Below are 20,465 nucleotides of genomic sequence, written 5' to 3'. Positions count from 1 at the left end.
TTCGGCCTTGATCGGCGTGGCCTGCTCGGCGTGGCCCGCTCGGCCTTGATCGACACGAGGTCGGCGATATCGGGGGATCCCCGGCGGCGGACACCCCGATATCGCTGATCTCGTGTTGATCAGCAAGATCGGGGAGCCCGCAAAGCGGGTCAGAGCGGGAGCAGAGCGGGAGCAGGGTGGGGGCAGAGCGGGTCAGAGCGGGCGGGCGTAGCGGATTTGTCGGGTCTGCGCCGATCCGATCGCCTCGTCCCGCTCGTCCCCCGTGGGTGTCCAGCCGCCACGGCGGTAGAACTCGAGGGCGTGGGCGTTGCGGGCGAGCACCCAAAGCACCGCGCGCCGCCAACCCCGGGACCGCATCGCGTCCAGCGCGTCCAGCATCAACGCGCGGCCGACACCTTGGCCCTGCTCGGCCGGCTCGAGGTGGATCGCGTTGAGCAGCCCGGTTTCCGGGTCGTCCTGGTCGTCGGGGCCCAGGTGGGTGAAGCCGACCAGCGTCCCGGCGCGCTCCGCCACGGTCAGCCGGTGTGTGTCGCGTTCCCACCGCCACCGTTCGGTCCAGTACCGTCCCATCGCCTCCGCCGTCGGGTCGGCCAGCGCCTCGGCGGGCAGAAACGACGAGTACGCGGCGACGCGGGAACGTTGGTGCAGGGCACCCACCCCCATCAGGTCGTCGTCGGTCGCGGGGCGGAGCGTGACGGTCATTCGGCCGAGGCTACCCGGCGCGGCGGGAGCTGCACCGTGATCAGATCCTCGGCGATGATCAGGTCTCCGTCGAAGTGCGCCCGCGCCTCGTCGTGGAACCGGCGCGGGTCGGCGTACCGCTGGGAGAAGTGCGTGAGCACCAGCCGGCGTACCCCGGATTCGGTCGCCACCCGGGCGGCCTGCGCCGCCGTCAGGTGGCCGACCTCGGCGGCGAGCGTGGCCTCCGACTCCAGGAAGGTCGACTCGATGACCAGCAGGTCGGCGTGCTCGGCGAGGGCGTACACGCCGTCACAGAGGCCAGTGTCCATCACGAAGGCGAACCGCTGCCCCGGCCGGGGCACGCTCACCTCGTCACGGGTGACGCGACGCCTGTCGAGGTCCAGGTGCCCATCGCGGATCAAATCGCCGACGGCAGGGCCGACGATGCCGTACGCGGCCAGCTTCTCCGGCAGCATCCGCCAGCCGTCCGGCTCGACCAGCCGATAGCCGTACGTCTCGATGGGGTGCCGTAGCCGGCGTGCCTCGAGCGTGCCGCAGCGCAGGGCGATCCGCTGCCCGTCGGCCTCGATCGGGGTGACCCGCAGCTCGGCGGTCTCGTAGAAGGAGGTCGCGTGCCGGAGCCGGGCGAAGTATTCGGCGCCGCCGGCCGGGAAGTGCACGGCGACGGGGTGCGGCACCCGGTCCAGGGAGAGCCGCTGGATGGTCCCGGGCAGGCCGAGGCAGTGGTCGCCGTGGAAATGGGTGACACAGATCCGGGTCAGGTCGGTGGCGGTGACCGTGGTGTGCAGCATTTGACGCTGGCTGCCCTCGCCTGGGTCGAAGAGGATCACCTCGTCGTCCCAGCGCAGCACGTACCCGTTGTGGTTGCGCTGCCGGGTCGGGGCCTGGCTGGCCGTCCCGAGCACCACCAACTCGCGCATCGACATCGCCGGTCTCCAGACATGAAGCGACCCCCGGGGGTCTCCGCGCTTGCGCGCGGGCCGGCTGGACTGGGCCGGCACCCCGGGGGTCGGGTGGCTGTTGTGGTTTCGCCGCACCGCTGCCACACGGTCTCGACGATGGTGCTGATGCCCGCCGTACGGCGGACAGTCACTGTCGAGGACAGCGGCTAGCGGACAGCCACCTCACGAGTCCGATTGCTATACAAGTCTGGACCACCTCCTTTCACGTGTACTGCCACGCTATCGAGTCCCCGCCGGGCTCGGCAACGGATTTCGATCACACGGTCCGACGGGAATGCCCGCGCTGTTCGGACGGCGCCAGGTACTGCTGGTGGCAGTCCTCTGCGAAGTAGTAGCCAGTCGGGGATGTCAGCCCTGCGGCAGGTCGATGAGTTCGCGCTGCCACTGAGCGAACCTTGCGCGGACGGCCGGTAGGTCGGCGACAGGTACGCCGTAGCAGTCGAAGTCCGCATCGGTGATCTGGTTCAGCGCTCCCAACGCGTCTGCGAAGGCACGTGGTTCGAAACCAGAGTCTGCGGCTGCCGCCAGTTCCAGGAGGCGCTGTCTGGTGTACCGGCCGCTCGTCAGGGCGGCATCGACGTCGAGGAAGTCCCGGGCCTCGGCGCGGCCGAAGAGCGCGCACATCTTGTTGGCGACGGCATCGTCAGGGTGCAAGACAGGTCCAACGGAGGACATCACTGGTGAGTGCGCCCGCCAGTCCGCCGACATTTCGAGCTTGTCTGGCTCCGCGCCTGGTGCGTCGCGGTCGACGACGAGCGGGCGAAGGTCTCATTTCGGATGACAGCGGTGACGGCGTAGCCCTCGTCCTCAAGGGCCTTGGTCACGTTGTCGACTGCTTCGGGGAACGAGGCGCGTAGGTGCCAGGCCGTGAAGAGATCAACGTCGCCGCCCAGCCTGTTGCCCATGCCGTGAGCGCTCACCGCGTACCCACCGGCCAGTGCGAATCCGAAGCGGCCGGCCGCCGCGAGGGCGACTCTGGTGATCCTGATGTGACTGGGCAGCATCGTGTCAGGCGGCGCTGCGGGGGGCGAGACGAAGCTCAGGAAACCGTTCTTCCCACGCAGCGCACGGCTTGGGGCAGCCACATCGAGGGCCAGAGCAGGATCAGCGAGTCGCGGCTGAGATAACTGTTCAGGTCCGTCTGACTGGCGGCCTCGTTCAGGGCACGATGACCGGTTTGGCATAACCGCGTGGACGGCTCGCGCTGTCGCCGCTCATCGTGCCCTCCCAAACGTCTGAATCAGGCTAACGCCTGCACTCAGCCGGCGGTACGGGCCACGCCGACCGGGCAGCTCAGCCCGTTCGGGCCGTGGTTGCAGTAGCCGTTCGGGTTCTTCGTCGGCGCCAGGTACTGCTGGTGGTAGTCCTCGGCGAAGTAGTAGCTGCCGAGAGGAGCGATCTCGGTGGTGATCTCACCCTTGCCGGCCCGCGTCACGATCGGCTGGAACGCGTCCCGGGAGGACTCCGCGATGGCCCGCTGCTCGTCGGTGGTCGTGTAGACCGCCGACCGGTACTGGGTGCCCACGTCGTTGCCCTGGCGCATGCCCTGCGTCGGGTCGTGGTTCTCCCAGAAGACCTTCAGCAGGTCCTCAAAAGCGATCTTGCTCGGGTCGTAGACAACCTGGACGACCTCGGCGTGCCCGGTACGACCGGAGCACGTCTCCTCGTACGTCGGGTTCTTGGTGATGCCACCCGCGTAGCCCGCCGAGGTGGTGAACACTCCTGGCAGGGTCCAGAACAGCCGCTCGGCGCCCCAGAAACAGCCCATGCCGAAGACGGCGACCTGGAGGCCCTCCGGGAATGGGCCCTTCAGTGGGGTGCCCAGCACCTCGTGCCGGTCGGCGACCGGCATGGCGATCGGGCGGCCCGGCAGGGCCTGGTCAGGCGAAATCATCTCAGCGTTCATACGACGCAGAAACACGGTGGGACTCCTCTCGTACCTCTCCCAGCGTGTAACACCGGCGGGCTCACCTTTCTTACCCGCCCCGAAGTGAGTCAGGCCCCAACCAGCGCGGTCAGAGCGCGGCGGCCACCCGGGCCGCGACGGCCTCGGCGTCCTCGTCGCTCGGGTAGCGGGTGCGCGGCCAGAAGAAGCCACGCAGCCCGTCTCCCTTGGTGCGAGGGATCACGTGGGTGTGCAGGTGTGGCACCGACTGGGACACCTTGTTGTTCATCGCAACGAACGTCCCACCGGCCCCCAGACCGGTCTCCACGGCGGCCGCCAGCCGCTGGACCAGCGCGAAGTAGCCGGGCAGCAGCTCGGCCGGCAACTCGGCGAGGGTCACCAGGTGTACCCGGGGCACCACCAGCACGTGCCCGGCGAAGACCGGGCGGGTGTCCAGGAATGCCACCCCGTCCGGTTCGTCGGCCACCCGGAACGCCGGCACCTCTCCGGCCACGATCCCGCAGAACACGCACCCACTCATCGCCCCAGGCTATGCCGGTGGTCCGACGGCTCGGCCACCCCGCTTTGGGTCGCGCGAGCCAGTCGAGCCGTCACTGCTGGTCGAGGTAGGTGTCCCACTCGTCGCCGGGCGCTCCCAGCGGCCCGTCTTCCCCATTCGCCAGCCGCAACCGGATGTCTGACTCCCAGCGCGACGCCCAGGTCGCCAGGTCCCTGATGTCCTGTTCATTGAGCCCGTAGGCGGCGAAGGTCTCGTCGTCCAACTCGCCAAACCCGCCGAGCCGGTCAGCCAACTCGTCAAGGGTGAACCCCACCGTGTGCCGTGCACCCAACGACTCAAGCTCATGCCAGGCGAGGCGCAGGTTTGCTGCATGGATGTCGATGTAGTCGCGGTGGGCAGCCCTGTCGTGCAGAGCCCTCACTTTCAGCCCGACCGCGTCGTCGAAGGACAGCACTGGCCCGATCATGAGCGTCGCAGGGGGTCCGATCGCCTCCTTGAGCAGATCGACCTCACACTCCATCTCTGATCCGGTGACCATCAGTCGAGCCATCCGAGGGGTCGCCTCGATGATGCGGGCCGAGAAGCCGGCTGCCGCGTACGCGTCGACGAGACGATCCGTCTCCCTTTTCAAGGGCAGGGAGGTCGCTGTCGCGAAGTCGATGTCACGGGACGATCGCTCGACCAGATCATGCGCTGCCAGGGCGTAACCGCCGGCGAGCACTAGCCCGAGGTCGTCACCCGCTGCGAACCCGATGCAGAGCAGCCTGCGATGCAGATCATCCACGGTTAGCAGCGAGCTCTGGCAACCGCTGCTCCCAGAGGGTAACCAGGCGGCGGCTGGTCAGTCGCTTGATCCGCGGCCAGTCCCTATGCAGCAGGACGGCGTTGACGTAGCGGACCAGGTCGTCGAGCTGACCGCAGTCCAGCAGCATGCGATACAAGGTCAGCCGCTGTCGAGGATCTGCCACGTCGAACTCGGTGAGGCCGGACCAGGCCAGCCGGACGGGAAGCTCGATCCGGCCGTGAGCCGGGCCGGCCAGCGCGTCCAGCGAGGCTGGGATGCGGTTGGCTGCGCCGGTAAGGCGCGAAGGCAGCGGCTCGTGTGAGGTCACCGCGCCAGTATCCCCGACCGGTAGGACAGCGCGCCGGTGCGACGCGCGCCGGGTCAGGCCCACCGGGCCGGTCACGCGGACTAATCTCACCAGCATGAACCACGGCTTCGAGACGCTCGCCATCCACGCTGGTCAGGACCCGGAGTCCCGGACCGGCGCGGTGATCCCGCCGATCTACCAGACCAGCACGTACGCCCAGGACGCCGTTGGCGCGCCCCGGCTCGGCTACGAGTACAGCCGCTCGGGCAACCCGACCCGCGACGCGCTCCAGGAGTGCCTGGCCGCGCTGGAGGGCGGGCCGGTCGGCCTCGCCTTCGCCAGCGGTCTGGCGGCCGAGGACACCCTGCTGCGGGCCGTCTGCCAGCCGGGTGACCACGTGGTGATTCCGGACGACGCGTACGGCGGCACGTACCGGCTCTTCGCCCGGGTCGCGCAGCGCTGGGGCCTGGAGTTCTCTCCGGCGAAGGTCTCCGACGCGGCCGCGGTCCGGGCCGCCGTGCAGCCCGGCCGGACGAAGATCATCTGGGTGGAGACGCCGACCAACCCGCTGCTCGGCATCGCCGACATCGCCGCGCTGTCCGACGTGGCGCGTGACGCGGGCGCGCTGCTGGTGGTCGACAACACCTTCGCCTCGCCGTACCTGCAGCAGCCGATCGCGTTCGGCGCGGACGTGGTGGTGCACTCCACCACGAAGTACATCGGCGGGCACTCCGACGTGGTGGGCGGCGCGCTCGTCGTCGCCGACGCCGCGCTCGGCGAGGAGCTGCGCTACCACCAGAACGCGATGGGCGCGATCAACGGCCCGTTCGACGCCTGGCTCACCCTGCGCGGCATCAAGACCCTCGGGGTACGGATGGACCGGCACTGTGACAACGCCGAGCGGCTCGCCGCGTACCTGGACGGGCACGCCAAGGTGGCCGAGGTGATCTACCCCGGGCTGCCCTCGCACGCCGGCCACGAGGTGGCCGCCAAGCAGATGCGCCGGTTCGGCGGCATGATCTCCTTCCGTGCCGCTGGCGGCGAGGACCATGCCGTGGAGATCTGCAACCGCGCCAAGCTGTTCGTGCTCGCCGAGTCGCTGGGCGGGGTGGAGTCCCTGATCGAGCACCCGGGCCGGATGACACACGCAAGTGCTGCCGGCTCGCCGCTTGAAGTACCCGGCGATCTCGTGCGACTGTCTGTCGGCATCGAGACGGTCGACGACCTGCTCGCCGATCTGGAGCAGGCACTGGGCTGACCGCACTGGGGAGGGTGGCCGTGCAGGACATCATGTCGACCTGGGTCGGGGCGACCGCCAAGCAGATCGCCCGGGGGGTACGCCGGGGCGACGTCTCGGCCACCCAGGTCGTCGCCGACCACCTCGAATACATCTCCCGCGCCGACCGCGAGGTGGCCGCCTTCCGCGCCGTGCGCGGCGGCGAGGCGATCACCGAGGCGGAGAAGGTCGACGAGCAGGAGGACCTGGCCAACCTGCCGTTGGCCGGGGTGCCGGTGGCGGTGAAGGAGAACACGCCGGTCGCCGGGCTGCCCACCTGGAACGGGTCGGCCGCGGCGCGTACCGACATCTCGGAGGCCGACCACGAGGTGGTCCGCCGGCTGCGCGGCGCCGGCGCGGTGATCCTCGGGGTGACCCGGATGCCCGAACTGGGCCTGTGGGCGGTCACCGACGACGACAGCGCGGTGACCCGCAACCCGTGGGACAGCACGCGTACCCCCGGCGGCTCCTCCGGCGGCGCTGCCGCCGCGGTGGCCGCCGGGCTGGTGCCGATGGCGCACGGCAACGACGGCCTGGGCTCGATCCGGATCCCGGCGGCCTGCTGCGGCCTGGTCGGGCTCAAGCCCGGCCGGGGCGTGGTCCCCTGCCAGCTCGGCGCGGAGGACTGGTTCGGCCTCACCGAGCACGGCATGTTGACCAGCACGGTCGCCGACGCGGCGGTCGGCTTCTCGGTGCTCGCCGGTCGACGGCCGGAGAAGCTGGTCCCGCCGCAGCGGCTGCGGGTGGGTGTCTCGCTGCGCTCCCCGGTGCGCGGTGTCTCGCCGGACGCGCCCAACCGGGACGCGGTCGCCGCCGCGGGCCGGCTGCTAGCCGCCGCGGGGCACGACGCGGTTCCGGCCGACCCGGTCTATCCCACCGCGCTCGGTCTGCAGGGCATCGCCACCTGGTTCGCCGCCGCCGCCACCGATGTCCGGGCCGCCGGGCTGGACCGGCGTGGCCTGCAACGACGTACCCGTCGGCACGTCGCGCTGGGCGAGTGGGCGCAGCGGCGCGGCTACGTCCGGGAGGCCGACCGGGCCGCCTGGCGCGAGCGGTCGACCCACTTCTTCACCGACCACTCCGTCGACCTGCTGCTCACCCCTGCGCTGGCCGCCGCGCCGCCGGAGGCCGCCCGCTGGTCCGACCGGTCCTGGCGGGCGAACATGACCGCCAACATCCGGTACGCCCCGTACGCCGCGCCGTGGAACATCGCCGGCCTGCCGTCGATCGTGGTGCCGGTGGGCCGCCGCCCGGACGGCCTGCCGGTCGCCGTGCAGCTGGTCGGTCCGCCCGGCTCCGAGCTGCTGCTCCTCGGCGTGGCCGGTCAGTTCGAGATGGCCGCCCCGTGGTCCCGGCACGCACCCGGCTATCCCCGCGTCGGAACGGGGTCGCCGGCCGCTGCATGATCGTCTACGGTGTGCGCGCATCGTCGCGCTGAGCCGGGGGATCCCCAATGCACTGCCAGACCTGTGGGGACGCCACGTCCTCCGAACACAACGAGTGCCCGCGCTGCCACACGCCGCTGGGGCAGCCGGCCGTCACCCCGTCGCTGCCGACCTACCGCGTACGCGGGATCGGCCTGGCCGCCAGCATCGCGGTCGGCGCGACCGCGGTGCTGTTCCTGGTGGTGGCGCTCGTCCCGCTGGTGGGCATGGCGATGGCCCGGAAGGCCGCGGCCGACCACAACCCGGATCCGCTGCTCGGCGCGGTGATCGTCGAGGTGGTGCTGTCTCTGCCCATGCTGGCGGCGTACGTCACGGCCGCCGTCCTGGTGATCATCTGGACTTGGCGGGCACGGAAGAACACCGACGCGTTCCCGGGGGCGCTGCCGTCACTCGGTGCCGGCTGGGCGATCGCCGGCTGGCTCGTGCCGTTCGCGAACTTCGTGGTGCCGGTCCGGGTGGTGGCCAACGTGGCCCGGGACAGCCTGTGGCGACGGTTCACCCCGACCCTGGTGTACGGCTGGTGGACCGCCTGGCTGGTGTTCAGCGTCGGTGAGCGGCTGATGAGCCGCCTCGACAGCCGGGCGTACGACAAGCTGCCGGAGACCCCCTTCAACGACGCTGGCTACCAGGCGTACCTCGACTACTACCGGGATTCGCTGCTCCGGCACGCCGTGCCCGCGGTGGGCTGTGTGGTCGCCGCGGTGGCGTTGATCGTGCTGATTCGGCAGATCTCCGCCGCGCAGGAGGCGCGCATCGCCCGGGCGTTGCCGACCTGGCCGACCGCCCAGGGCTGGCCGGCGGTCGCGGTGCCGGCCGGACCCGCGTTGCCTCCTCCGCCGGCCCCGGTGACCCCGCCGGCCCCGGTGACCCCGCCCAGTCCGTGACTCGGCCTGGGCCGATGACCCCGGTGTCGCCGCAGGAGGCACCGGGGGTGGGTGGCACGATCGGGGCATGACGGAACTGGTTGGTCTTGAGGACGTGCGGGCTGCACGGGAACTGCTCGCCGGCGTCACCCGGACCACCCCGCTGGAGCCCTCCCGACCGTTGAGCGCCGCGCTGGGCGGGCCGGCCTGGCTCAAGTGCGAGAACGTGCAGCGGGCCGGCTCGTACAAGGTGCGCGGCGCGTACGTGCGGATCTCGCGTCTGTCGGCCGAGGAGCGGGAGCGCGGCGTGGTGGCGGCGAGCGCCGGCAACCACGCGCAGGGCGTGGCGCTGGCGGCCGGCCTGGTCGGCACGCACGCCACGGTCTTCATGCCGGTCAACGCGCCGCTGCCGAAGGTGGCCGCCACCAAGGGGTACGGCGCGCGGGTCGAGTTGGCCGGCAACACGGTCGACGAGTCGCTGGTCGCCGCGCAGACGTACGCCGAGCGCACCGGCGCGGTGTTCATCCACCCGTTCGACCATCGGGACGTCATCGCCGGCCAGGGCACGGTGGCGCTCGAGATCCTCGAACAGTGCCCGGAGGTGCGGACCATCATCACCGGGGTGGGCGGCGGCGGCCTGATCTCGGGCATGGCGGTGGCCGCCAAGGCGCTGCGGCCGGACGTCCGGATCATCGGCGTGCAGGCGGCCGGTGCGGCGGCCTTCCCGCCCTCGCTGGCGGCCGGGGAGCCGGTCCGGCTGCCCGCCTTCTCCACCATCGCGGACGGCATCGCGGTCGGTCGGCCGGGGGAGATCACCTTCGACCACGTCCGCAAGTTGGTCGACGAGGTCGTCACGGTCACCGAGGAGGACATCTCCCGGGCTCTGCTGATGCTCTTGGAGCGCGGCAAGCAGGTGGTCGAGCCGGCCGGTGCGGTCGGCGTGGCCGCGCTGATGGCCGGCGTGGTGCAGGTGGAGACGCCGGTCGTCGCGGTGCTCTCCGGCGGCAACATCGACCCGCTGCTGCTGTTGCGGGTGATCGAGCACGGCCTGGCCGCCGCGGGTCGCTATCTGCGGGTGACGGTGCGCTGCTCGGACCGGCCCGGGCAGCTCGCCTCACTGCTGAGCCAGATCGCCGAGCACCGGGCCAACGTGGTGGACGTGGAGCACCAGCGGGCAAACCCGCACCTCAGTCTCGGCGAGGTGGAGGTGGCGCTGTCGGTGGAGACCCGGGGCGTGGAGCACTCGGACACGCTGATCAGTGCGCTGCGGGCCAGTGGTTACCAGGTGGTCTTCGCCGCCGAGGCGTGACACGCGGGTGCCACGCCTCGACAGCGGTCGTGCGGCTCGCGACGTCAGCCGGAGAACGGCTCGAAGCTGACCACCGTCACCTTGATGTCGGCGCCGCTCGGCGCCGTATAGGTGCAGGTCTGCCCGGGCCGACCGCCGAGGATCGCCTTGCCGAGGGCTGACTCGGGGCTGTAGACGGTCAGTTCCGTGGTGGACGCGATCTCCCGGGAGCCGAGCAGGAACGTCTCGGTGTCGTCGGTGTCGTCGTCGAAGTAGATCGTCACCACCATGCCGGGGGACACCGCGTCCGTCGTCGGCGCCTCGCCGACGTTGGCGGTGCGCAGCAGCTCCTGCAGGTAGCGAATGCGGCCCTCGGCCTTGCCCTGCTCCTCGCGGGCGGCGTGGTAGCCGCCGTTCTCCTTCAGGTCGCCCTCCTCGCGCCGCGCGTTGATCTCAGCGGCGATGGCGGGACGGTTGGCGATGTGCTCGTCGAGCTCGGCCTGAAGGCGATCGTGAGCGTCCTGGGACAGCCAGGTGGCGGGCGCCTTGTTGCCAGTAGACACAGGCGGTCTCCTCAGTTGTGCGTTGGCTGGCTGACAGGTGAGTTACCAAGTTACCAGTGCTGTGCGACACAGGGTGTCGGTGATCACCGCCGGTGTCCGGATCCGGACCGGCGGTAGGCGGCCGTCCGGGCCTCTTTCGGCGGTTTTCCGCGTGGCGGTTTCGGCAGGTCAGGCCGGGGGCCGGCAGCGCAGCACCTCGCCGATGAACGGCCGTGCGGTGGTCGCCAGGCGGTGCCGGGCGTTGACGTGCCGATCACCGGGGGCAGCGGTCACCGTGACCTCCTCGCGGGCCAGCTCGGCGCCGGCGCGGTCCCGGGCACGGAGCACGCACAGCGCCGAGCCGCCCTTCGGCACGGTCACCTGGAAGTCGACCAACACCTGATTGTCCGTGATGTCGGTATTGGTGATGACCTGGGCGTCGTAGGCCGGATCGCCGTACTGACGGTAGAGCCGGACCGACATCAGCGTCAACGCCGTCACCAGCACCACCAGCGCCAGCGCGGCCAGCAGCGTACGGCGGGCCCGGCCCCCGGGCGTCCGGCGTCGGCCGTAGCGCCCCGGCGGGAAAACCGGCGCCCCCGATGAAATTGTGGCGTGCGTCTCGGTCACCGGCGGGTATCTCCTGGCGTTGTTGTCGGCGGCATCAGCAAGAATGACAGAACCCATCCTCCCAGCCCGGCTCAGCGGCGGGAATGGCAGGTGGGGCCCCGTGGTGCCGACCGGCGACGGGATGAGGGGATTCCCGGCAGGTCAGCCGGCCGAGTCCGGTCGGGTCCACCGGCCGGCACATACGAGGAGCGCCAACGTTGGCAGAGCAGCTGCGTCTCATGGCCGTCCACGCGCACCCGGACGACGAGTCGAGCAAGGGCGCCGCGACCACAGCGAAGTACGTCGCCGAAGGGGTGGAAGTCCTCGTCGCGACGTGCACCGGCGGGGAGCGCGGCAGCGTGCTCAACCCCAAGCTCGACCGCCCCGACGTGTGGGCCAACATCGCCGAGATCCGCCGCGCCGAGATGGACGCCGCGCGGGCGATCCTCGGCATCGAGCAGGCCTGGCTCGGCTTCGTCGACTCCGGGCTCCCCGAGGGTGACCCGCTGCCGCCGCTCCCCGAGGGCTGCTTCGCCCTCCAGGACGTCGAGGTGGCCGCCGGCCCGCTGGTGCGGCTCATGCGCGAGTTCCGTCCGCACGTGGTGACCACGTACGACGAGCAGGGTGGTTACCCGCACCCCGACCACATCATGTGCCACAAGGTGAGCGTGGCCGCCTTCGAGGCCGCCGGCGACCCGGAGCGCTACCCGGAGCTGGGCGACCCGTGGCAGCCGCTGAAGCTCTACTACAACACCGGTTTCTCCAAGGCCAAGATCATGGCCCTGCACGAGGCCATGCTCGCCGCCGACCTGGAGTCGCCGTACGTGGAGTGGCTCAAGAACTGGGAGGACCGCCCGGACATGGGCTCCCGGATCACCACCCGGGTGGAGTGCGCCGACTACTTCCCGGTCCGCGACGACGCGCTGCGCGCCCACGCCACCCAGGTCGACCCGGACGGGTTCTGGTTCCGGGTGCCGATGGAGCTCCAGCAGCGTGCCTGGCCGACGGAGGACTACGAGCTGGTCCGATCCGTGGTCGACAGCCCGATGCCGGAGTCCGATCTCTTCGCGGGCGTACGGGAGACGGCGCACGCGCGCTGATTCCGCGCGGCGCTACGCTGGTTACCAACCGCACATCGGAGGAACGCCATGTTGACCGCTGCCCAGGTGCTCGCGGAGAACAACTTCGGGGACACCCGCACGGGTGGCCTGGCCGGGCCGATGGGCCTCTTCCTCATCCTGCTGCTGGCCGCCGCCACCATCCTGCTGATCCGCAACATGAACTCTCGGCTGCGTCGGCTGCCCGAGCAGTTCCCGCAGCAGCCGCGTCCGACCGACCCGACCAGGGCCGACGCGGCAGTCGGCGATCCGACAGACGGGACCGCGGAGCGGGATTCATCCACGTCGGCCCCCAACGGGCACCAGCAGCACCGGAACGGGTAGTCCACGCATGATTCACGCTGAACCGGGTGGTCGCCCCCTGTTGCGGCCACCCGGTTTGGCTTAGCCTTCCGCCGGGGGACCAAAAGTCTCCGAGGCATGCGCGGAAGGGGGCGCCGATGACCGTCACAGCACCGGTCGCCCGTACCGTCGGTCGGTCGGCTGACGGGGGAGGTCGATGACCTCCGACCCGGCCGGCGATCCTCTCGACCGGCTCGGGGCGCGCGGCACACCTGCCCGGGTGCTCGTGCTCACCGCCGCTGTGACGGTGACGGCCTTGGCCGCCGCCGCGGTCGGCCTCACTCTCCCGAGTCGGCTACCGGCCGACGACCCGCTCGGCGGGCCGGCCCGCTACGGCATCGCCGTCGCCGTCCTCGCCGTCGCCCAGCTCGCCCGGCTTCGGTTCCGCTCGGCCGCCGGCATGGTCAGCATCGCCTGGGGCGAGGCCGCGCTGATCGTCTGCCTCTACCTGGCACCCGCCGGCTGGCTGCCGTCGGCGACCCTGCTCGGCGCCGGGCTGGCCTGGACGGCGCTCTCACTGCACAACGACCGCCGGCCGGCACTGGAGATCGTCCGGATCGCCGCGTCGCTGGCCGCCGCGTCGGCGCTGGCCGTTTCCGTGGCCACCGCGCTGGGGCAGCCGCTGCTCGCTCCACCCACCCCGACGCTGGCGCTGGCGGTGATCGCCGGGTCGGTGACGTACCTGCTGGTGACCGCCTGGCTCGGCGGGGTGACGCTGGGCCTGCGGCACGGGCTGCCGATCGGGCCGCCCCTGCTCGCCGCGCTGCGCGGCAAGCTGCTGATGTTCGTCGGCAACGTGGCGGTCGGCCTGGTGGTGGTCGCCCTGCTGGAGCTCGACCCGCGTTGGCTGCTGCTGCTCCCGCCGCTGCTCTGGCTGCTCCAGCAGACCTACCGGTACAGGTTGCGCTCCGACCAGGAACGCCGCACCTGGCGGGCCTTCGCCGAGGCGACCGCGGCCCTCAACCAGCTCGACGAGCGGGGCGTGGCCAGCGCGGCGGTGACCGGCGCGCTGACGCTGTTCAACGCCGAACTGGTCGACGTCGACGTGGCCCGGTCCGGCGGCGGGTGGCACCGGTACCGGGGTGATGCCGCCGGCCAGTTGGTCGACCGGGAGGTGGACCCGCCGGTCGGGACCGAGCCCGACGAGCACGAGCTGATCCGTCCGCTGTCGGTGGGCACCGCGCCGGTCGGTCAGCTGCGGGTCCGGTTCCCCCGCTCCGCCCCGCCCAGCGCTCGGGAACGCGACGCGGTGGCCGCGTTCGGCGACGCGCTCGCCGCCGCGCTGCACGACGCGGCCACCCACCACGAGCTACGGCTGGTCACCGCCCGGTCGTCGTACGAGGCGGTGCACGACCCACTGACGGGGCTGGCCAACCGGGGGGCCATGCTCGACAAGGGCGATCAGGCGCTGCGGCAGCTCGCGCACAGCCACCCGGTGGCGTTGCTGCTGCTGGACATCAACCAGTTCAAGGAAGTCAACGACACCCTCGGGCACGCCGCCGGTGACCAGCTACTGCGGCTGACCGCGAACCGGCTCAGCGCGTTGGCCCGCCCCGGCGACCTGCTCGGCCGACTCGGTGGCGACGAGTTCGCGCTGCTGCTCACCTCGGTGCCGGTGCTCGGTGACCGGGCCGCCCCGATGGCGCACGCGCTGCGCCAGGCCCGGGAGATCGCCGAGCGGCTGGCCGCCCCGACCGAGGTGGCCGGGGTCCGCATGTCGATCGAGGTCTCGGTCGGGGTGGTGGTTGCGGACGCTGGCACCGCCGATCTGACCGAGCTGCTGCGCCGGGCCGACATCGCCATGTACCAGGCCAAGGACGGCGGCGGCAGCGTCGCCACGTACGACGGCACCCGGGACGCGGCCAGCACCGACCAGCTCGCCCTGCTGGCCGAGCTGCGCGAGGCGCTGATGGTCGACGACCAGTTGGTGCTGGCGTTGCAGCCGGCGGTCGACCTGGCCACCGGCGCGCCTACCGGTGTGGAGGCACTGATCCGGTGGCGGCACCCCCGGCGCGGCTGGCTGGGCCCGGCGGACTTCATCCGTCCGGTGGAGAACAGCGAGCAGCTCGGCACCTTCACCCGGTACGTGCTGGACAAGGCGCTCGACGTGGCCGCCAGTTGGGCCCGGGAGGGGCTGGACGTCCCGATCTCGGTCAACCTCTCGGCGCGCAGCCTGCTCGACCCCCGCCTGCCGGCGGAGATCGCCGACGCGTTGCGCCGGCACCAGGTGCCACCGCACCGGCTGGTCCTCGAGATCACCGAGACGGTGGTGATGAGTGAGCTGGAGGTCATCGACGAGGTGCTGGCCACGCTCCGGTCGATGGGCGTGCAGCTCGCGGTGGACGACTTCGGCACCGGCTTCTCCTCGCTGACCTTCCTCACCCGGATCGCCGTGGACGAGTTGAAGGTCGACCGCTCGTTCGTCATCCGGATGGCCGACTCGCCGGAGGCGGCGGCGATCGTCCGCACCACCGTCGGCCTCGCGCACGAGCTGGGGCTGCGGGTCGTGGCCGAGGGGGTGGAGACCGCCGAGCAGCGGATGGCCCTGGCCGAGCTGGGCTGCACCTCCGCGCAGGGCTACCACTTCTTCAAGCCGATGCCGGCGGACAAGATCGGCGCGGTGCTCGGGTCGTTGCGCGACTCGGCGGAGTCGAACGTCTTCCGCCTCCGCGCCGACGGCGCGTCCTGACCGCCCGGGGACGGGGCTGCCAGCCGGCCCTCGAGCCCCTACAGTCGATCGAGCCGCGCAGATGTCTTGATCTGTGCAGCCGACATGTCCACCCGTCGAAGGGACAACATGCGACTCTCCGGGAAACGCCCTCTTCTCGCGGCGGCCCTCGCGCTGAGCGCCGTCACGTTCGGCACGCTGACCGCCGCCGCGCCCGCACAGGCCAAGGCGCCGCAGTCCGCTTCGCTGGTGGTCACCGGCGATCCGGACGACCCGATCACCGAGGGTGAGAGCGAGTCGTTCGCCACGGCGTCCGGGAACGGCTTCGACGTCTGGGGCACGGCCAACAACCTCAACGTCGAGGTCTTCGACCCATCCGGCGGCACCTGGCGGATCACGCTGAGCGCGCCGGTCGGTCAACCGCTGACCGTGGGCAGCTACACCGGCGCCACCGGGACCATCTACGAGAGCCCGTTGCCCGGGATCGCCCTGACCGGCAACGACCACATCTGCTCGTCCGGGCAGACCGGCTCGTTCACCGTCACCGACATCTCCTGGGGCCCCTACGGCTACCTGGAGCGGTTCGACGCCACCTTCGAGCAGCGCTGCAACTACAGCACGGGCTCGGCCCGGGGCGAGGTGCACGTCCTCAACCCGCCAGCGCCGCCGGTGCTCGCCGTCGGCGTACAGGTGGCCACCTCGGGCACGATCGACACCGGGACCGACGAGGTGACAGTGCACGGCACGGTGACCTGCACCGCACCGGCCACGGTGTACGTGGAGGGCCGGATCAGGCAGACGCGGCACGAGCAGGTCGCCGAGGGTCTCGTCCGGGCCGAGGTGGCCTGCACGCCCGGCGCACCGCTCGCCTGGACCTCGAACTCGCCCTCGTTCACCACGGTTCCGTTCCGTCGGGGCGTCGTCGAGGTGTCCGCCGACGCCCTCTCCTACGACACGACGTACGACGTCTTCGTCGGCGACGCCGACACCGCCGTGGTCCGGCTCAAGAAGGGCTGACGCTCGGGCCGGCCCGGGCCACGTGGTCCGAGCCGGCCGGGGTGACCGTCCGGGTGGAGCCCGCGCGCTTCGTGCCGGGGCTGGTTATGGTCGTCCGGTGAACCGACTCGCTGGCGCCACCAGTCCCTACCTGCTCCAGCACGCCGACAACCCGGTGGCCTGGTGGCCCTGGTGCGACGAGGCGTTCACCGAGGCCAAGCGACGGGACGTGCCGGTGCTCATCTCGGTGGGCTACGCCGCCTGCCACTGGTGTCACGTGATGGCACACGAGTCGTTCGAGAACGAGCAGGTCGCCGCCCTGATGAACGACAACTTCGTGCCGATCAAGGTGGACCGTGAGGAGCGCCCGGACGTCGACGCGGTCTACATGACCGCCACCCAGGCGATGACCGGTCAGGGCGGCTGGCCGATGACCGTCTTCGCCACTCCCGACGGCACCCCGTTCTTCTGCGGCACCTACTTCCCGCGCACCAACTTCGTCCAGCTGCTCCAGTCGGTCGCCACCGCTTGGCAGGACCAGCGCGAGGCGGTGCTGCGCCAGGGCGCGGCGGTGGTCGAGGCGATCGGCGGCGCCCAGGCCGTGGGCGGCCCCAGCGCGCCGCTGGACGCCCCGTTGCTCGACGCCGCAGCCGCCAGCTTGGCCGGGGAGTACGACGGGAGGAACGGCGGCTTCGGCGACGCCCCGAAGTTCCCACCGCACATGAATCTGCTGTTCCTGCTGCGCCACCACCAGCGCACCGGTGACCAGCGCAGCCTGGAGATCGTCCGGCACACCGCCGAGGCCATGGCCCGTGGTGGCATCTACGACCAGCTCGCCGGCGGTTTCGCCCGGTACTCGGTGGACGCGCACTGGACCGTGCCGCACTTCGAGAAGATGCTCTACGACAACGCGCTCCTGCTCCGGGTCTACACCCAGCTCTGGCGGCTGACCGGCGACCCGCTGGCCCGCCGGATCGCCCGGGACACCGCCCGGTTCCTCGCCGACGAGCTGCACCGGCCGGGGGAGGGCTTCGCCTCCGCGCTGGACGCCGACACCGACGGCGTCGAGGGGCTCACCTACGCCTGGACGCCCGCCCAACTGGTCGAGGTGCTCGGCGAGGACGACGGCCGGTTCGCCGCCGACCTGTTCGCGGTGACCGAGGCGGGCACGTTCGAGCACGGCACCAGCGTGCTCCGGCTCGCTCGGGACGTCGACGACGTGGCACCCGAGATCCGGGTCCGCTGGCAGCAGGTGGTGGGTCAGCTGCTCACGGCCCGGGACACCCGGCCCCAACCGGCTCGGGACGACAAGGTCGTGGCGGCCTGGAACGGCCTCGCGATCACCGCGATCGCCGAGTTCCTGCAGGTAGCCGCGTTGCACGTGACCCCGCAGGACGAGGACGCCAACCTCATGGACGGCGTCGGCATCGTCGCCGACGGCGCGATGCGGGACGCCGCCGAGCACCTGGCCACCGTGCACCTGGTGGACGGCCGGCTGCGCCGGGTCTCCCGTGACGGCTTGGTCGGCGAGCCGGCTGGCGTGCTGGAGGACTACGGCTGCGTGGCCGAGGCGTTCTGCGCGCTGCACCAGCTCACCGGCGAGGGCCGCTGGCTCACCCTGGCCGGCGGTCTGCTGGACACCGCGCTGGAGCATTTCGCCGCGCCCGGCGGTGCCTTCTACGACACCGCGGACGACGCCGAGCAGCTGGTCACCCGGCCGGCCGACCCGACCGACAACGCCACGCCGTCCGGCCGGTCGGCGCTGATCGCCGGGCTGGTGACCTATTCGGCGCTGACCGGGGAGACGCGCTACCGGGAGGCCGCCGAGGAGGCGCTCGGCACGGTCGCGCCGATCGTGGGACGGCACGCCCGGTTCACCGGGTACGCGGCCACGGTCGGCGAAGCGCTGCTGTCCGGGCCGTACGAGATCGCCGTGGTGACCGACGACCCGGCCGGCGACCCCCTGGTGGCCGCGGCCCGCCGGCACGCCCCGCCCGGCGCGGTGGTGGTCGCGGGGCGCCCGGACCAGCCCGGCGTGCCGCTGCTCGCCGACCGGCCGCTGGTCGACGGGCGGTCCGCCGCGTACGTCTGTCAGGGGTTCGTCTGTCAGCGCCCGGTCACCACGGTCGACGAGTTGGTCGCCGAGCTCGGCTGAGCGTCCCCGGGCTGCTACCCCGGCCCTCCCGGCCGGTGTCGTGGCCGCCCCGATAGGCTGGCCGCGCTATGGATTCCCGTACCGGTCTGCCCGTTGTCGGCATGGTGGGCGGCGGCCAGTTGGCCCGGATGACCCACCAGGCCGCGATCGCCCTCGGCCAGTCACTGCATGTGCTCGCGCTCGCTCCCGACGACGGCGCGGCGCTGGTCGCTGCCGACGTCCAGTACGGCGACCACACCGACCTGGCCGCGCTGCGCACCTTCGCCAAGGGTTGCGACGTGGTCACCTTCGACCACGAGCACGTGCCCACCGAGCACATCCGCACGCTGGCCGCGGAGGGGCTGACGCTCTACCCGCCGGCGGAGGCGCTGCTGCACGCCCAGGACAAGCAGGTCATGCGGGAACGCCTGACCGAGCTGGGCGCGCCCAACCCGTCGTGGCGCCCGGTCAGCGAGCCCGCCGACCTGGTCGGCTTCGGCGACCAGGTCGGGTGGCCGGTGGTGCTCAAGGCGGCCCGGGGTGGCTACGACGGCCGAGGGGTCTGGGTGGTCGACGACGCCGACCAGGCCACCGAGCTGGCGGGGACGCTGCTCGCCGGCGGCACCCGACTGATCGTCGAGGAACGGGTGCCGCTGCTGCGGGAGTTGGCCGTGCAGGTGGCCCGTTCGCCGTTCGGGCAGGTGGCCGCGTACCCGGTGGTCGAGACGGTGCAGCGGGACGGCATCAACGTGGAGGTGCTGGCTCCGGCGCCCGGCCTGGACGAGGAGCTGGCGGTCACCGCCCAGCAGCTCGCCATCGACCTGGCCACCGCGCTCGGCGTGGTCGGCCTGCTGGCCGTGGAGCTGTTCGAGGTACGCGACGCCGCCGGCCGACCGGCGATCCTGGTCAACGAGCTGGCGATGCGTCCGCACAACTCTGGGCACTGGACCATCGAGGGGGCCCGGACATCCCAGTTCGAGCAGCACCTGCGGGCCGTCCTGGACTACCCGATGGGCGACACCTCGCTGGCCGCCCCGGTGGTGGTGATGGCGAACGTGCTCGGCGGAGAGCCGGGCGGGATCTCGATCGACGAGCGACTGCACCACCTCTTCGCCGCCGAGCCGGGGGCCAAGGTGCACCTCTACGGCAAGCAGGTGCGACCCGGCCGCAAGATCGGGCACGTCACGGTGCTCGGGGACGATCTGGACGACGTACGGGCGCGGGCCGCGCGGGCCGCGCACTGGCTGCGTGAGGGCACCAAGGGGGGACCGGAGTGACCACGGTCGGGCTGATCATGGGCAGCGACTCGGACTGGCCGACCATGCGAGCCGCCGCCGAGGTGCTGGACGACTTCGAGGTCCCGTACGAGGTCCGGGTGATCTCGGCGCACCGTACCCCGGTCGCAATGATCGAGTACGGCCAGGAAGCCGCCGACCGGGGCATCAAGGTGATCATCGCCGGTGCCGGTGGGGCCGCCGCCCTGCCGGGCATGGTCGCCTCGGTGACCCCGCTGCCGGTGATCGGCGTGCCGGTGCCGCTGAGGCACCTCGACGGCATGGACTCCCTGCTCTCGATCGTGCAGATGCCGGCCGGGATCCCGGTGGCCACCGTCTCGATCGGCAACGCCCGCAACGCCGGTCTGCTGGCCGTGCGGATCCTCGGCGCGACCGACAAGAACCTCCGTGCCCAGATGACGACCTACCAGCAGGACCTGGAGAAGCTGGTCGCCAAGAAGGACAAGGCACTCCAGTCCACCCTGCCCTAACGCGCCCTGCGCGCCCCGGCGCCCCCCGTCGCGTCGCCCTGCGCGTCGCGTCGCCCTGCGCGTCCCTGCGCGCCCTGCGCGCCCTGCGCGCCCTGCGCGCCCCGCGCGCCCCGCGCGCCCTGCGCGCCCCGCGCCCGTCGCCCTGCACGCATCGATCTAGGGCACATCTTCGTCGGATGATCTCCGATCCCAGCGATAAGCCCTAGATCGACGGACGCGGGGCGGGCGACGGACGCGGGGCGGGCGACGGACGCGGGGC

General features: G+C 71.7%; 21 protein-coding genes. 11 read left to right on the top strand and 10 right to left on the bottom strand.

Features of this window, described 5'->3' with window-relative positions:
* Window positions 1–192 precede the first annotated feature (192 nt).
* The 8 genes from V6V47_RS19560 to V6V47_RS19530 all read right to left on the bottom strand — a co-directional run bounded on the left by V6V47_RS19560 (window position 193) and on the right by V6V47_RS19530 (window position 5,181).
* Window positions 193–702 (bottom strand): GNAT family N-acetyltransferase, encoded by a 510-nt coding sequence (locus V6V47_RS19560; protein WP_334629726.1) that lies wholly within the window; start codon window positions 700–702, stop codon window positions 193–195.
* Entirely contained in the window at window positions 699–1,628 is a 930-nt protein-coding gene (locus V6V47_RS19555; RefSeq protein WP_334629725.1) for a ribonuclease Z, read from the bottom strand. Before V6V47_RS19555 ends, V6V47_RS19560 begins: the two co-directional genes overlap by 4 nt.
* 384 nt (window positions 1,629–2,012) lie before the next feature.
* Window positions 2,013–2,318: a hypothetical protein gene (locus tag V6V47_RS32735; RefSeq protein WP_442934266.1), complete on the bottom strand. Its 306-nt coding sequence runs from the start codon at window positions 2,316–2,318 to the stop codon at window positions 2,013–2,015.
* 20 nt (window positions 2,319–2,338) lie between these two features.
* Window positions 2,339–2,668, bottom strand: a complete 330-nt coding sequence (locus V6V47_RS32730; RefSeq protein WP_442934265.1) for a hypothetical protein — start codon at window positions 2,666–2,668, stop codon at window positions 2,339–2,341.
* 254 nt (window positions 2,669–2,922) lie between these two features.
* The gene (gene msrA, locus V6V47_RS19545; protein WP_334629724.1) at window positions 2,923–3,585 is read right to left on the bottom strand and encodes a peptide-methionine (S)-S-oxide reductase MsrA; all 663 of its coding nucleotides are present in this window, start codon (window positions 3,583–3,585) and stop codon (window positions 2,923–2,925) included.
* A 94-nt stretch (window positions 3,586–3,679) separates the two neighbouring features.
* A complete protein-coding gene (locus V6V47_RS19540) occupies window positions 3,680–4,090 on the bottom strand; it encodes an HIT family protein (protein ID WP_334629723.1) in 411 nt (136 codons plus the stop codon).
* Window positions 4,091–4,160: 70 nt separating this feature from the next.
* Window positions 4,161–4,853, bottom strand: coding sequence for a nucleotidyl transferase AbiEii/AbiGii toxin family protein (locus V6V47_RS19535; protein WP_334629722.1), 693 nt, complete (start codon window positions 4,851–4,853; stop codon window positions 4,161–4,163).
* On the bottom strand, window positions 4,846–5,181 hold the full coding sequence (locus V6V47_RS19530) for a hypothetical protein (RefSeq protein ID WP_334629721.1): 336 nt from the start codon (window positions 5,179–5,181) through the stop codon (window positions 4,846–4,848). The genes V6V47_RS19535 and V6V47_RS19530 overlap by 8 nt, the downstream gene beginning before the upstream one ends.
* A gap of 94 nt (window positions 5,182–5,275) precedes the next feature.
* Here V6V47_RS19530 and V6V47_RS19525 point away from each other — a divergent pair, with 94 nt between their 5' ends.
* The 4 genes from V6V47_RS19525 (at window position 5,276) to ilvA (ending at window position 10,053) form a co-directional block, all read left to right on the top strand.
* Entirely contained in the window at window positions 5,276–6,418 is a 1,143-nt protein-coding gene (locus tag V6V47_RS19525) for a cystathionine gamma-synthase (protein ID WP_334629720.1), read from the top strand.
* 14 nt (window positions 6,419–6,432) lie between these two features.
* Window positions 6,433–7,842 (top strand): amidase, encoded by a 1,410-nt coding sequence (locus tag V6V47_RS19520; RefSeq protein WP_334629719.1) that lies wholly within the window; start codon window positions 6,433–6,435, stop codon window positions 7,840–7,842.
* 47 nt (window positions 7,843–7,889) lie between these two features.
* Complete coding sequence (locus V6V47_RS19515) at window positions 7,890–8,765, top strand: DUF4328 domain-containing protein (RefSeq protein WP_334629718.1); 876 nt, start codon at window positions 7,890–7,892, stop codon at window positions 8,763–8,765.
* A 67-nt stretch (window positions 8,766–8,832) separates the two neighbouring features.
* Window positions 8,833–10,053 carry a threonine ammonia-lyase gene (gene ilvA, locus V6V47_RS19510; RefSeq protein WP_334629717.1) on the top strand — a complete coding sequence of 407 codons (1,221 nt, stop codon included), beginning with the start codon at window positions 8,833–8,835 and terminating at the stop codon, window positions 10,051–10,053.
* Window positions 10,054–10,097: 44 nt separating this feature from the next.
* On the opposite strand, the gene greA is transcribed toward ilvA, so the two are convergent.
* The gene (gene greA, locus V6V47_RS19505) at window positions 10,098–10,595 is read right to left on the bottom strand and encodes a transcription elongation factor GreA (RefSeq protein ID WP_334629716.1); all 498 of its coding nucleotides are present in this window, start codon (window positions 10,593–10,595) and stop codon (window positions 10,098–10,100) included.
* 168 nt (window positions 10,596–10,763) lie between these two features.
* Window positions 10,764–11,204 carry a DUF4307 domain-containing protein gene (locus tag V6V47_RS19500; RefSeq protein ID WP_334629837.1) on the bottom strand — a complete coding sequence of 147 codons (441 nt, stop codon included), beginning with the start codon at window positions 11,202–11,204 and terminating at the stop codon, window positions 10,764–10,766.
* 197 nt (window positions 11,205–11,401) lie between these two features.
* On the opposite strand from V6V47_RS19500, the gene mca reads away from it, so the two are divergent.
* The 7 genes from mca (at window position 11,402) to purE (ending at window position 20,206) form a co-directional block, all read left to right on the top strand.
* Window positions 11,402–12,283 carry a mycothiol conjugate amidase Mca gene (gene mca, locus V6V47_RS19495; RefSeq protein ID WP_334629715.1) on the top strand — a complete coding sequence of 294 codons (882 nt, stop codon included), beginning with the start codon at window positions 11,402–11,404 and terminating at the stop codon, window positions 12,281–12,283.
* 48 nt (window positions 12,284–12,331) lie between these two features.
* Window positions 12,332–12,625, top strand: coding sequence for a hypothetical protein (locus tag V6V47_RS19490; RefSeq protein ID WP_334629714.1), 294 nt, complete (start codon window positions 12,332–12,334; stop codon window positions 12,623–12,625).
* A 175-nt stretch (window positions 12,626–12,800) separates the two neighbouring features.
* On the top strand, window positions 12,801–15,332 hold the full coding sequence (locus V6V47_RS19485) for a putative bifunctional diguanylate cyclase/phosphodiesterase (RefSeq protein WP_334629713.1): 2,532 nt from the start codon (window positions 12,801–12,803) through the stop codon (window positions 15,330–15,332).
* An 84-nt stretch (window positions 15,333–15,416) separates the two neighbouring features.
* On the top strand, window positions 15,417–16,328 hold the full coding sequence (locus tag V6V47_RS19480; protein WP_334629712.1) for a hypothetical protein: 912 nt from the start codon (window positions 15,417–15,419) through the stop codon (window positions 16,326–16,328).
* Between the two features lie 97 nt (window positions 16,329–16,425).
* Complete coding sequence (locus V6V47_RS19475) at window positions 16,426–18,462, top strand: thioredoxin domain-containing protein (RefSeq protein WP_334629711.1); 2,037 nt, start codon at window positions 16,426–16,428, stop codon at window positions 18,460–18,462.
* A 68-nt stretch (window positions 18,463–18,530) separates the two neighbouring features.
* Window positions 18,531–19,718: a 5-(carboxyamino)imidazole ribonucleotide synthase gene (locus V6V47_RS19470; protein WP_334629710.1), complete on the top strand. Its 1,188-nt coding sequence runs from the start codon at window positions 18,531–18,533 to the stop codon at window positions 19,716–19,718.
* Window positions 19,715–20,206, top strand: a complete 492-nt coding sequence (gene purE, locus V6V47_RS19465) for a 5-(carboxyamino)imidazole ribonucleotide mutase (RefSeq protein WP_334629709.1) — start codon at window positions 19,715–19,717, stop codon at window positions 20,204–20,206. The genes V6V47_RS19470 and purE overlap by 4 nt, the downstream gene beginning before the upstream one ends.
* Window positions 20,207–20,465 lie beyond the last annotated feature (259 nt).

This window comes from Micromonospora sp. CPCC 205539 (assembly GCF_036906815.1).
In the GTDB taxonomy this organism is placed as follows: domain Bacteria; phylum Actinomycetota; class Actinomycetes; order Mycobacteriales; family Micromonosporaceae; genus Micromonospora.
The sequence above is the reverse complement of the archived record's forward strand: the minus strand, read 5'-3'. Positions and strand labels throughout refer to the sequence as shown.

Excerpts from the sequence above, each read along its gene's own strand:
- V6V47_RS19515 (WP_334629718.1), top strand. The coding sequence starts at position 7,890 with ATGCACTGCCAGACCTGTGGGGACGCCACGTCCTCCGAACACAACGAG.
- V6V47_RS19540 (WP_334629723.1), bottom strand. The coding sequence starts at position 4,090 with ATGAGTGGGTGCGTGTTCTGCGGGATCGTGGCCGGAGAGGTGCCGGCG.
- V6V47_RS19480 (WP_334629712.1), top strand. The coding sequence starts at position 15,417 with ATGTCCACCCGTCGAAGGGACAACATGCGACTCTCCGGGAAACGCCCT.
- V6V47_RS19525 (WP_334629720.1), top strand. The coding sequence starts at position 5,276 with ATGAACCACGGCTTCGAGACGCTCGCCATCCACGCTGGTCAGGACCCG.
- V6V47_RS19485 (WP_334629713.1), top strand. The coding sequence starts at position 12,801 with ATGACCTCCGACCCGGCCGGCGATCCTCTCGACCGGCTCGGGGCGCGC.
- V6V47_RS19560 (WP_334629726.1), bottom strand. The coding sequence starts at position 702 with ATGACCGTCACGCTCCGCCCCGCGACCGACGACGACCTGATGGGGGTG.
- V6V47_RS19470 (WP_334629710.1), top strand. The coding sequence starts at position 18,531 with ATGGATTCCCGTACCGGTCTGCCCGTTGTCGGCATGGTGGGCGGCGGC.
- ilvA (WP_334629717.1), top strand. The coding sequence starts at position 8,833 with ATGACGGAACTGGTTGGTCTTGAGGACGTGCGGGCTGCACGGGAACTG.
- V6V47_RS19490 (WP_334629714.1), top strand. The coding sequence starts at position 12,332 with ATGTTGACCGCTGCCCAGGTGCTCGCGGAGAACAACTTCGGGGACACC.
- V6V47_RS32730 (WP_442934265.1), bottom strand. The coding sequence starts at position 2,668 with ATGCTGCCCAGTCACATCAGGATCACCAGAGTCGCCCTCGCGGCGGCC.
- V6V47_RS19555 (WP_334629725.1), bottom strand. The coding sequence starts at position 1,628 with ATGTCGATGCGCGAGTTGGTGGTGCTCGGGACGGCCAGCCAGGCCCCG.